This is a genomic window from Chryseobacterium rhizosphaerae, assembly GCF_003385455.1.
GTDB classification, from domain to species: Bacteria; Bacteroidota; Bacteroidia; order Flavobacteriales; family Weeksellaceae; genus Chryseobacterium; species Chryseobacterium rhizosphaerae.
On record NZ_QNUF01000006.1, the window covers coordinates 1 to 12383 of the forward strand.

Annotated in this window: 13 protein-coding genes; 3 read left to right on the forward strand and 10 right to left on the reverse strand. The window is 36.0% G+C overall.

What is annotated here, in order from left to right; genetic code table 11:
* Positions 1-128: 128 nt before the first annotated feature.
* On the reverse strand, positions 129-1118 hold the full coding sequence (hemB, locus tag DRF57_RS06710; protein WP_047488446.1) for a porphobilinogen synthase: 990 nt from the start codon (positions 1116-1118) through the stop codon (positions 129-131).
* Between the two features lie 118 nt (positions 1119-1236).
* On the opposite strand from hemB, the gene DRF57_RS06715 reads away from it, so the two are divergent.
* The 3 genes from DRF57_RS06715 (at position 1237) to DRF57_RS06725 (ending at position 3919) form a co-directional block, all read left to right on the forward strand.
* On the forward strand, positions 1237-1587 hold the full coding sequence (locus DRF57_RS06715; protein ID WP_047488443.1) for a T9SS type A sorting domain-containing protein: 351 nt from the start codon (positions 1237-1239) through the stop codon (positions 1585-1587).
* Positions 1588-1692: 105 nt separating this feature from the next.
* A complete protein-coding gene (locus DRF57_RS06720) occupies positions 1693-2604 on the forward strand; it encodes an ABC transporter ATP-binding protein (RefSeq protein ID WP_047488441.1) in 912 nt (303 codons plus the stop codon).
* A 4-nt stretch (positions 2605-2608) separates the two neighbouring features.
* The gene (locus tag DRF57_RS06725) at positions 2609-3919 is read left to right on the forward strand and encodes an ABC transporter permease (RefSeq protein ID WP_115917576.1); all 1311 of its coding nucleotides are present in this window, start codon (positions 2609-2611) and stop codon (positions 3917-3919) included.
* Positions 3920-3994: 75 nt separating this feature from the next.
* Here the strand turns inward: DRF57_RS06725 and DRF57_RS06730 are convergent, their stop codons facing one another.
* The 9 genes from DRF57_RS06730 to DRF57_RS06770 all read right to left on the reverse strand — a co-directional run bounded on the left by DRF57_RS06730 (position 3995) and on the right by DRF57_RS06770 (position 12333).
* Positions 3995-4663, reverse strand: coding sequence for a porin family protein (locus DRF57_RS06730; RefSeq protein ID WP_047488436.1), 669 nt, complete (start codon positions 4661-4663; stop codon positions 3995-3997).
* Between the two features lie 15 nt (positions 4664-4678).
* On the reverse strand, positions 4679-5551 hold the full coding sequence (gene sucD, locus DRF57_RS06735) for a succinate--CoA ligase subunit alpha (protein ID WP_047488432.1): 873 nt from the start codon (positions 5549-5551) through the stop codon (positions 4679-4681).
* Between the two features lie 90 nt (positions 5552-5641).
* Entirely contained in the window at positions 5642-6208 is a 567-nt protein-coding gene (locus tag DRF57_RS06740) for a hypothetical protein (protein ID WP_047488429.1), read from the reverse strand.
* Positions 6208-7107 carry a UDP-3-O-(3-hydroxymyristoyl)glucosamine N-acyltransferase gene (locus DRF57_RS06745; protein ID WP_115917577.1) on the reverse strand — a complete coding sequence of 300 codons (900 nt, stop codon included), beginning with the start codon at positions 7105-7107 and terminating at the stop codon, positions 6208-6210. The genes DRF57_RS06740 and DRF57_RS06745 overlap by 1 nt, the downstream gene beginning before the upstream one ends.
* A gap of 70 nt (positions 7108-7177) precedes the next feature.
* Positions 7178-7741: an elongation factor P gene (gene efp / locus DRF57_RS06750; RefSeq protein WP_047488422.1), complete on the reverse strand. Its 564-nt coding sequence runs from the start codon at positions 7739-7741 to the stop codon at positions 7178-7180.
* 76 nt (positions 7742-7817) lie between these two features.
* Positions 7818-8612 (reverse strand): acyl-ACP--UDP-N-acetylglucosamine O-acyltransferase, encoded by a 795-nt coding sequence (gene lpxA, locus DRF57_RS06755; protein WP_047488419.1) that lies wholly within the window; start codon positions 8610-8612, stop codon positions 7818-7820.
* Positions 8613-10010, reverse strand: a complete 1398-nt coding sequence (locus DRF57_RS06760; protein WP_047488416.1) for a bifunctional UDP-3-O-[3-hydroxymyristoyl] N-acetylglucosamine deacetylase/3-hydroxyacyl-ACP dehydratase — start codon at positions 10008-10010, stop codon at positions 8613-8615. It lies immediately after the preceding gene.
* Positions 10003-11034, reverse strand: coding sequence for a UDP-3-O-(3-hydroxymyristoyl)glucosamine N-acyltransferase (lpxD, locus tag DRF57_RS06765; RefSeq protein ID WP_047488413.1), 1032 nt, complete (start codon positions 11032-11034; stop codon positions 10003-10005). Before lpxD ends, DRF57_RS06760 begins: the two co-directional genes overlap by 8 nt.
* A gap of 72 nt (positions 11035-11106) precedes the next feature.
* Positions 11107-12333: an HD domain-containing protein gene (locus DRF57_RS06770; protein WP_115917579.1), complete on the reverse strand. Its 1227-nt coding sequence runs from the start codon at positions 12331-12333 to the stop codon at positions 11107-11109.
* Positions 12334-12383: the final 50 nt, after the last annotated feature.

Genomic DNA, 12383 nt, shown 5'->3' on the forward strand with positions numbered 1-12383 from the left:
GATAAGACTTAATTTAAAAGGAAAGAGTCCGATAGAATATCGAACTCTTTATTATCAAAAGATTATTTAATTTTGTCTAAACTTTTGGGTGCACTCTATCTGAGGTGTTTTTTTATAGTATCTTTTTCTTATTTATTCAGAATCATTGCTGCTTCCTTCGCAAAATAAGTAAAGATCATATCTGCTCCGGCTCTTTTAAAACAGGTAAGACTTTCAATAATAGTTTTATCATTATCCAGCCAGCCATTTTGAACGGCTGCTTTTACCATAGCATATTCTCCACTTACGTTATAAACTGCTATCGGCAGATCTATAGCTTCACGTACTTTAGAAACAATATCAAGATAAGGAAGTCCCGGTTTGATCATGATAACATCAGCTCCTTCATCAATATCTTTATAGACTTCATTCAACGCTTCACGGGAATTATGAAAATCCATCTGATATGTTTTTTTGTCTTTCGGAATTTCCATATCATCTTTCGGTGCGCTGTCTAAGGCACTTCTGAAAGGTCCATAGAAAGAGCTTGCATATTTTGCAGCATAGCTTACAATTCCTACATCTGTAAATCCACTTTCTTCCAATGCTTCACGAATGACCAATACTCTGCCATCCATCATATCACTTGGTGCCACTAAGTCTGCCCCTGCTTCAGCATGAGACACAGACATTCTGGCTAATGCATCATTGGTAGCATCATTTAAAACCTTTCCGTTTTCAATGATTCCGTCATGACCATAGATTGAATAAGGATCTAACGCTACATCAGGCATAACCACCATTCCCGGAACGGCATCTTTAATCGCCTTAATGGTATTCTGCATCAATCCGTCTTTATTCCATGCTTCTTTTCCGGTATTGTCTTTCAGATTTTCTGACACTTTCATGTACAGATTGACAGCTTTTACTCCCAAAGAAAATAATTCCTTACATTCTTTTACGGTCAGATCTATACTCCGCCTAAATATCCCCGGCATCGACGGGATCGCCTCCTGCTTGTTTTCGCCCTCCATTACGAAGATTGGCATTACAAAATCATCAGTTGTAAGCACATTTTCTCTTACCAAACTTCTGATAGATTCATTAACTCTAAGTCTTCTATTTCTTGAATGTATCATTTTGGAATACTTTTTGAATAAGTTTCTACAAATTTACTACAAGTTCAATAAAAAACTATTGTACAAGATTGTAGAATTTGTTACATTTGTTATATATATTCGAGAAAATATAAATTTGATGAAAAAACTTTTACTTTTAATTTTATTTGTAGGCACTTTTGTTGGATTTTCCAACAATTTACAAGCTCAGCTTAAAGAGCCGAGTTCCATCTCACAAAAAGCTGATGATGGAGTAATGATTGCCTATCCAAATCCTGCAAAGGATTACCTTATCATAAAGGCAAAGGATTCTTCTTTAAGAATCAAAAGTGTGACTTTTTATTCTATTTTGGGTATGCAGGTTGCCAGCTATACTGTCAATATGAATTCCGGAGAAATCAATATTGAAAAATTGAAACCCGGAAAATATCTGATCCGTTATATCTTAAGTGACAACACGCAAAAAGTTACTCAAATCGTAAAACAATAAATTAGAATCCTGATAATCATCAGGATTTTTTCTTTTACATCAATTCTGTTTAATATTTCCGTAACTTTCAGCACTTTTTTATACTAATTGTAAAAGAACAATTTAATGTTAAAAGCTGAACATATTAAAAAGACCTATAATGCAGGAAAAAAGGTCGCACTGGATGATTTTAGCATCCACGTTCCACAAGGCAGCATTTATGGGCTTCTAGGCCCCAACGGAGCTGGAAAAACATCTTTTATCCGTATCATCAACCAAATTACCCAGGCAGATTCAGGAGACATCTTCATCAATGGAGAAAAACTGAACCCCAACCATATCAGGGATATTGGGTATATGCCCGAAGAAAGAGGCTTATATAAAAATATGAGCGTGGGTGATCAGATTCTTTATTTTGCCGAACTGAAGGGAATGAGCAAAAATGACGCTTTACAGGAAGCAAAAAAGTGGTTTGAAAAACTCAATATTGACCAGTGGTGGAAAAAAAAGCTTTCTGAACTCTCCAAAGGGATGGCCCAAAAGATTCAGTTTGTAGTCACTGTTTTACACAGGCCCCACCTTTTGATTCTCGATGAGCCTTTCTCCGGTTTTGACCCTGTGAATGCGAACTTGATCAAAGATCAGATCATTGATCTCAAAAATAATGGAACCACCATTATTCTTTCTACCCACAGAATGGAAAGTGTAGAGGAAATGTGTGATTATGTAGCATTGATCAACAATTCCAAGAAGATTATTGACGGAAAGGTTTTTGATGTAAGAGAAAAGTTTAAGAAAAATATTTTTGGTGTTACGCTTTCCGAAGTTAGCAATGACCAATTTGAAAACTTCAAAAACAGATATGAGATTTTCAATCTTTCTAACGAGAACAATCTTGTCTCATTCGATCTGAAGAATGAAACCGGTCAAAATAATATTCTTCTTGACCTTGTCAACGTAGGCCAGGTAAGATCATTCGACGAAAGAATTCCTAGTATGAATGAAGTGTTTATTAATGCAGTAAGTAACCATTCTTAATTTTATGAATAATATTTTTTTAATTACAAAGAGAGAGTTTCTTACTCAGGTTAAGAAAAAGTCTTTTATCATATTGACCTTATTGGCTCCTATCCTTATTATTGCTTTTGGAGCAGTAATCGGGCTGATGTTTAAAGCTAATGAGTCTCACAGTGTCATCGAGGTAGTAGATAAAAGCGGATTGTTTAGAGACCAGTTCAAGTCTAATGATAAACTGGATTATCAATTTATTTCTGCAGCAGACGAAAAGGCAAAAGTTAATAATTTAAAAGACAATGAGTCTCTGGATGGTATTTTGATTTTACCGGAGCTTAAGAATCAGAATTATGATGAGCTGGAAAGCGGCAGCCGATTAATAGTGAACAGTAAAATAGGTCTTGATACGAAACAGAAGATCGTATCTGATATTTCCAATGTTATTAAAAAGGAAAAGATCAAGCAATTAGGCATTCAGGAAGTTCAGCTAGATGATCTTGACAAAAGCTTCACTCTGAAAACCATTAATGTATCTAATGACAATAAAGAGGATTCTGATCTTGCTTTCGGCGTGAAAACAGGGCTTAGTATGATTCTGATGTATGTAACATTTATGTTTATTATCATTTATGGGGTAAGGGTTATGCGAAGCGTTCTGGAGGAAAAAAACAACCGTGTCGTAGAAATTATCATTTCTTCCGTAAAACCTTTTGAGCTGATGATGGGGAAAATTTTAGGAGTGACATTGGTTGCCTTAACTCAATTTATCATCTGGATTACCATGTCTGTGATTGGTGCTTTGGTTTTAAATACCGGTTTTTCATCACTCCAGAAAAATATGCCCGGCGGAAATGAACAGGTGATGAATAAACTGGACATTGCCCAGCTTGCTACTCAGATTTCTCATAGCTTACTGGAAATGAACTTCCCATTGATCATTTTTGTATTTATTGTTTTCTTCCTTTTAGGCTATATTTTCTACAGTTCAATTTATGCTGCAATTGGCTCTGCCGTTGATAATGAAACCGAAACCCAGCAGTTTACTTTATTTGCTGTTTTACCCTTGATGCTGGGGATGTACGGAAGTTTTTCATTAATGAATAACCCTGATGGTCCGCTAGGCTTCTGGTTATCTATTATTCCGTTTACTTCACCTGTGGCAATGATTGCAAGAATACCATTTGGAGTTCCTGCATGGCAGATTGCATTATCTATTGCATTATTGCTGGGAACAACCATTTTCATGATATTCCTGGCAGGAAAAATTTACCGTGTAGGTATATTGATGTATGGCAATAAAGCGACTTTAAAAGAGCTTTGGAAATGGATCAAAGGATAGAGACTATCTTATATTTATAAAACAAAAATCCCGGAAATAAATTCCGGGATTTTTTTATGTTATGATGAATAACTTTTATTTGAATATGTAGCTTAAGGTAAGTGCTAAAACCTGTTCAGATTTTTTCTTGTCAGTACCTCCTTTTTCTTTTGCAAGACCAGGATAAGTATCTGAAAGACCTAAATCATATTTAACGGCTACCTCCAGCTGTCTCTTGAAGCTATAACCTACTCCTAGTCCTAATCCCCAGTTAAAGCTTTTTGCTTTTCCGTTGACTGTTGGTCTTGCCGGGTCAATAACATCCGGATCGTAATAAGGTCTGTCTGCAGGAACATTTTTAACATTCTGGTTAAGCAAAAAGTTAAATCTTGGTCCTATCATTCCAAAGAATTCTGATGCAGATTCTGAAAAATACCCTTTAAAATAAAGAGGTACACTTAGATAGTTGTTGCCATATACAGCATCATAACCATCTTTTCCTTTTGCATCCTTATCTTTACCTGTTTCTCCTGCACCATAGTACAGAACTTCCGGCTGTATATAGAATTGGTTTGCCTTTCCAACCGGTATCAAAGCCAAAGCTCCACCTTGAAAAGTGTATCTAGGGCCAGAAGGGTTATGGGCATTGGCTACTCTGGAATAATTTAATCCTGCAGTAACACCAAATCTGGTATTTTTCCATTGAACTTGAGCAAAAGACAAAGCGGAGAGGGTAAGCGCTGAGGCTAATAAAAGTTTTTTCATATGTTTGGTTTAAGATTATCCTAAGATTTTTGCAACAGTTGCACCGATGTCAGCAGGAGAGTCAACAACGTTGATACCATTTTCTCTCATGATTTCCATTTTTGCCTGAGCTGTATCTTCTGCACCACCTACAATTGCACCAGCGTGTCCCATTGTTCTACCTTTTGGAGCAGTCTGTCCAGCGATAAATCCTACAACCGGCTTAGTAGATCCGCTTGCTTTGTACCATCTTGCAGCTTCAGCTTCTAATCCACCACCGATTTCACCGATCATTACGACAGCTTCAGTTTCAGGATCATTGATGAATAATTCTAGTGCTTCTCTTGTAGTTGTTCCAATGATTGGGTCACCACCGATACCGATAGCTGTAGAAATTCCGTATCCAGCTCTTACCACTTGGTCAGCAGCTTCATAAGTAAGAGTACCTGATTTTGAAACGATACCTACCTTACCTTTTTTGAAAACGAAACCTGGCATAATACCAATTTTAGCTTCTTCAGAAGTAATGATTCCAGGGCAGTTTGGTCCGATTAATCTGCAGTCTCTGTCAGCAATGTAAGATTTTACTTTTACCATATCAGCTACAGGAATACCTTCAGTAATACATACAATAACCTTAATACCTGCTTCAGCAGCTTCCATAATAGCATCTGCTGCAAATGCTGGTGGTACGAAAATAATACTTACGTTTGCTCCTGCTTTTTCAACAGCGTCAGCTACTGTATTGAATACCGGTTTCCCTAAGTGCTCGCTACCTCCTTTTCCTGGAGTAACCCCACCTACTACGTTGGTTCCGTATTCAATCATCTGGCTAGCATGGAAAGTACCTTCGTTCCCTGTAAATCCTTGTACAATTACTTTAGAATCTTTGTTTACTAAAATTGACATTTTATTGTTGTTTTAATTTATTAATTTTCAGTTTATACGTCAGACAAAAATAACGATTATTTGTCGTTAAAAAAATTTTTAAATCTGATTTTATTCATCATATTTTTTCAGCACATTAATCAAATCTTCCTCCTTAAGTCTGTTATAATTAATGTTCTCAATAAGCGGTTCCAATTCTGGTTTATCAGCCATCAGAACCTTTAATCTTTTTCTATTATTCGTAAGGATGCTCAATACCTGTCTTACATTTCCCTTATACAAAATATCTGTACTTAAGGTAGATCCATCATAACCATGGCGCTGATAACTTCTAAACCATTTTATTTTATTCCCATTGTACAGCTCTTCTATGAGTGTTTTTGAAGATTCTGCCGGGAAATACACAAAAATTCTTGGTTTATTTTTGAGATCAGTGAACTCAATTTTTTTAATTTCAGAAGCGGGATACTTAACTTTCTTTCCATCTTCCAAAATCTTTATAGTCTTATCTGCAAGTGTTATTTCATCGATTTGATTTCCATCAAAAAGATTGGTTATAAACGGAATTTTAGCATTCAAAACTTGATCATTATTAAAAGTAATTTTAGAATCAATTTCTGATTTCTGCGCAAAACCTATGGTATAAATAAAAACAAGTAATCCAAATAATCTCTTCATCAAAGTCGTCTTAGTTTTACTTCTTTTTTCAGATATGTTTTGAAGTCTTCGGCAAACATCCCGATATAGGTTCCTTTTTCCAGGTCTCTGTTCACTCCGGTTTTTCCTAAAAGTACAGATCCGCTCTCAATTTTATTGCCTGAGGCGATACCCACCTGTCCCCATAATGTTACTTCATCTCCAATAACACAACATCCGGCAATACCCACCTGGGAAGCGATCAGACATTTTTTTCCGATAATGGTATCATGCCCTATCTGAATCTGATTATCCAAGACTGAGCCTTCTCCAATGATGGTAGAATCTGTAACACCTCTATCAATGGTACAGCCATTTCCAATCTCCACATTATTTTCGATCACCACATTTCCTACTGAAATTAAACGGTCAAAATTTCCATTTAATTTTCTGTAATAAAATGCATCACCTCCCAACACTGTATTGGACTGAATGATTACATGATCTCCTATTTCCGTTCTGTCGCCAATGACAACATTAGGGAAAATCAGTGTATTTTTACCAATTTTCACATTATTTCCAATGACTGCTGAAGGGTGAATTCTTGTACCCTCACCTATTTCTACATCATGAAGTTCTTCTGTGAAATTGTATATTCTTGTAAAATGAGTATTGATTGCATTAAAATCTCTGAAAGGATCATCAGAAACTAAAAGAGCTTTTCCTTCAGGACATTCTACTTCTTTGTCGATCAAGATAATGGTAGCAGCAGACTGCAATGCTTTGTCATAATATTTTGGATGGTTCACAAAAACGATCTCACCCGGTTTCACCATATGAATCTCATTGGAACCCAATACTTCAAAATCTTCAGGACCAACAAATTTTGCTCCTATCAGATCTGCAATTGTTCTAAGCTTTTGTGGAGAATGGAATCTCATAACAATAGATTTTCTTATAAAACAAAATTCGGAATGCTAGTGCAAACCGAATTTATGTAAATTGTATATATTATTTTACTCTTTCTAAGTAGCTACCGTCTTCAGTGCTTACTTTAATTCTGTCTCCCGGCTCAATAAATAAAGGAACCATTACTCTTGCTCCTGTTTCAACGATCGCGTTTTTAAGGGCATTTGTTGCAGTGTTTCCTTTTACACCCGGATCTGCTTCAATAACGTCCAGATAAACGGATTGTGGAAGCTCAGCAGAAAGTGGAGTTTCATCAGCCTCTTTCAGAATGATCGTTACTTCTTCACCAGCTTTCATAAACTGAGAGTTCTCGATCATTTCTTTGTTGATATATAATTGAGAGAAGTCATCATTATTCATGAAGTGGAATCCGTTCTCATCATCGTACAGATACTGGAACTTTCTTGTGATTACCTTTACTTCATCAATTTTGTGTCCTGCAGAAAAAGTATTATCAAGTACTTTTCCATTGGTTACTGACTTCAGTTTTGTTCTCACGAAAGCAGGACCTTTTCCTGGCTTTACGTGCAAAAATTCAATTACTTTGAAAATATCATTGCTAAATTCGATGCAAAGTCCTTTTCTGATATCGTTACTTGTTGCCATTAATTATATTATTCTTTTTATTTAGTTTTTATTGGGCTGTCCGGCAAATTACAAATTTACTTTTTAGCTTTATTTGTTAATTGCTCTCTTTGCTGGTTCCGTACCCTTTTACAATACCTCTTGGTGAGTTTTGGATAAACTGTAGGATTTCATCTCTTTCAGCAGTAGGAAGCATTTCTTTTTCAATATATGCCAGTGCCTGAGAAACATTCATCTTCATTTGGAAAATAGCTCTGTAAATTTTTTGAATTTCGAAGATCTTCTCATTAGAAAACCCTCTTCTTCTTAGACCTACTGAATTAATCCCTGCATAAGAGATAGGGTCTCTGGCTACTTTTACGTACGGAGGAATATCTTTTCTGATCAGTGATCCCCCTGAAATCATGGTATGTTTTCCGATCTTACCGAACTGCTGAACTGCTGAAAGACCTCCCATTACAGTAAAATCTCCAATTTCAACATGTCCTGCAATACCGCATCCATTGGCAATAATCACATTATCTCCAATAATACAGTCATGAGCAACGTGGGAAGTAGCCATGATAAGGCAATTGCTGCCTACCTTTGTAAATCCAAGAGCTTTAGTTCCTCTGTTTATAGTCACACATTCTCTTAACGTTGTATTATCTCCAATAATTGTTTGTGTATCTTCCCCATCGAACTTCAAGTCCTGAGGGATTGCAGAAATTACAGTTCCGGGAAAGATTTTACAATCTTTTCCAATTCTTGCACCTTCCATGATGGTAACGTTAGGACCAATCCATGTTCCTTCTCCAATTTCTACGTCCCCCGCAATTGTAGTAAAAGGTTCTACAATTACATTTTTGCTGATTTTCGCACGTTTATCTACGGCTGCTAATTGATGAATCATTTAATCAACTTTATTTTTTGCAACTTGAGCCATAAGCTCTGCTTCTACTGCCACTGTATCTCCCACATATCCATACCCCTGCATGTGAACAATACCTCTTCTGATAGGTTCTATCAGTTCAATTTTGAAAATAATAGTATCTCCAGGAACTACTTTTCTTTTGAACTTTACTTTATCAATTTTAATAAAGTATGTAGAATAGTTTTCAGGATCCGGAACACTTGCCAGTACAAGAATACCTCCTGTCTGTGCTAAAGCTTCCACCTGAAGTACTCCCGGCATTACAGGTTCTTTAGGAAAATGGCCCACGAAGAAAGGTTCATTCATGGTTACATTTTTCAATCCTACTACGTGAGAGTCTGAAAGTTCAAGAACTTTATCAATTAATAAGAACGGAGGTCTGTGAGGCATAAGCTTCATAATTCCGTTGATATCAAATACCGGCTCTTTTGTAAGATCAAAGTCCGGAACGTTTTTCTTTTTCTGCAATTTCCACTGACGGTTTAGTTTTTTTGCAAATTGTGTATTTACAAAATGGCCAGGTTTGTTAGCTATAACCTTACCTTTTATTTTTACTCCAGCTAAAGCTAAATCACCAATTACATCCAGTAATTTGTGTCTAGCCGCTTCATTTGGATAGTTTAAGTTCAGATTGTCCAGAATACCGTTTGGTCTGATAGAAACATTATCTTTTCCAAAGGCTTTCTTTAATTTTTCTGTAGTTTCCGGTGTAAGATCTTTATCTACGTATACAATAGCATTAGAAATATCTCCTCCTTTGATCAACCCGTGGTCTAAAAGCATCTCCAGCTCATGTAAGAAACTGAATGTTCTCGCTGAAGATATTTCGTCTTTAAACTCAGAAATATTTTTTAGCGTAGCATTTTGAGTTCCTAAAACTTTAGTCCCAAAATCTACCATTGTTGTTACTTCGTATGTATCTGAAGGAATAATTGTAATTTCCGAACCGGTAGCCGGATCGCTATAGGTAAGAACTTCTTTTACTACCAGATATTCTCTGGCAATGTTTTGTTCCACTACTCCAACACTTTCGATTGCTTCAACAAAATATTTTGAAGACCCATCTAAGATAGGAGGTTCAGAAGCATCCATTTCTAACATTGCATTATCGATATCACAACCTACTAAGGCTGCTAAAAGATGTTCGCACGTAGTAATTTTTACCCCTAATTTTTCTAATGTAGTTCCTCTTTCTGTTGCTATAACATAATTTACATCTGCTTCTACCTGAGGATGTCCCTCTAAGTCTGTTCTTACAAATACAAAACCTGTGTTTTCTTTGGCAGGTTTAATGGTAAGTTTTACTTCTTTACCAGTGTGAAGACCAATTCCAGAAAGAGTAACCTCTTGCTGAAGTGTTTTTTGCATATCACTCATTAGTATGATCTTTTGAGTTATTCTCAAGATTATTTATTCTGCTTACTATTTCAGTGAAATTTCTGAAATGAACATAATTTCTCAGATAGTCATTATAGCTGATTGCCGGTGAACCATATAATGTTTCTTTATCATTAACACTAGAATTCACGCCACTCTGAGCTTGAATTTTCACCTGGTTTCCGATTTTGATGTGTCCTACAATTCCTACCTGACCTCCAATTTGATTCCAGTCACCAATTGTAGTAGAACCCGCAATACCGGCTTGTGCGGCAATTACATTATTCTGTCCTATTTTCACATTGTGAGCAATCTGAATCAGATTATCAATTTTTGTTCCTTTACCAATAATGGTAGAGCCTATTGTTGCCCTGTCAATACTACAGTTTGAACCGATTTCAACATCATCTTCAATGATAACATTTCCCAGCTGAGGAATCTTTTTGAATCCTTCAGCGGTTGGTTGAAAACCAAAACCGTCACCTCCTACTACTGTATTAGAATGAATCACACAGTTATCTCCAATAATGCAATAGTCATAAATTCTGGCACCACTGTCTATTTTACAGTTTTTACCAATTTTTACGCCTTTTCCAATATATACATGTGGATAAATCTGTGAGCCATCTCCGATTTTAGCTTTCTCCGACACATAAGTAAATGCACCGATATAGGCTTTATCTCCTATTACAGCTGTATCATGAATGGATGAACCATCCTCCACGCCTTCTTTTCTTCCTCTCATTTCCTGATATAAATTCATCAGAACCTGAAATGAAAGATAGGCATCTTTTACAACAATTAAGGTTGGATTGTAACTATCTTTGACTATAAGTTTCTCAGAAACAATGATAACGGAGCATTTGGAGGTATCCAAAAAATGAGAAAACCGATCTTGTGCTATAAAAGAAAGATGTCCTGATTCTCCATTTTCAATTGGAGAAACCCCTGTAATAAGCGCAGTTTCATCACCTATTATTTTACCGTCAATAAAACTTGCAATTTGCGAAGCTGTAAATTCCATATTCTGCAAAGATAAGAAATTCTAGAATTTGCAAACATTTTTTGGTTTCAGATCTTAAATTTTAATATTCCTTTAAGAATCTAAGCTGGAAATATCTCGGGGAAACATGAGGATATGTCTTGTGGTCTTATTGACCATTAACCCCGATAAAAGCTGATCTTCTGACTCGTGAAGCCTTGTTTTTTTTCCATTTTTCTGTAATAGAAAAATGGGTTGCTTTTCTCTGTTATAAGGAACAAGTTTTCTCTTGATTTCATGTACCAATTCTTTTCCGTTATCGATTCCGAAAAATTCATTGGTATTTTTTATTTTTTCTTTAATAATTTCCTGATCAAAAGACTGTGATGAAATGATTGTTTTGGGAAGGTTTCTCTGAATCACACATTTACACCAATATGACAACACAAAATCATCAGAATTCTGCCATTCTTTCATCGCCTGAATCACATCATTATCATCAAGCTGTGTAAATCTTTCTATATCTTCATCTGAAGCTGAGCTTTTTTCACGGTATAAAAAGTATGTCAGATTATCCGTTGCCGGAAGTTCAATCCCCTGAGAAATCAGATATTTTGCCCGTTCCAAAATTTTCACCAAAAGAAATTCGGCTAAGGCTGAGGTTTTATGATAATATACCTGCCAGTACATAAACATTCTGGCTGTCAGAAAGTTTTCAATAGAATAAATTCCTTTGGCATCTATCACCAATTCTCCTTCTTCACAAACATTCATCATAGAAATAATCCTCTGGGTATTAATATTCCCCTCTGATACTCCCGTAAAAAAGCTATCTCTTTTCAGATAGTCCAGACGGTCAACATCCAGCTGAGAGGAAATCAGCTGATTAAAAAATTTTCTATGATATTTTCCCTGAAACATTTCAATAGCCATTGAAAGCTGTCCGTCAAACTCGTCATTAAGCTCGTTCATCAGCAGCAATGAAAGGTTTTCATGGTGCCAGTCGTCCATCAGCATACTTTCCAATGCATGAGAAAATGGACCATGACCAATATCATGCATCAAAATGGCCAGCATAGCTCCCTTTTCTTCTTCTTCAGAAATTTTAATGCCTTTCTGTTTTAAGGTTTCCAATGCTGTAAACATCAGGTGCATTGCTCCCAAAGCATGATGAAACCTGGTATGGGTTGCTCCCGGAAAAATCAGGTTCAGCAGACCCGTTTGTCCAATCCTCCTCAATCTTTGAAAATAAGGATGTTCAATGATATCAAATAAAATTTCGTGGGGTATTTTGATAAATCCGTGAACGGGATCGTTGATGATTTTAAGCTTATTCTGCATTGAAACGTCAATATTAGTAAACAAAGTTAGGGATTTTAAATTTTAGGTCT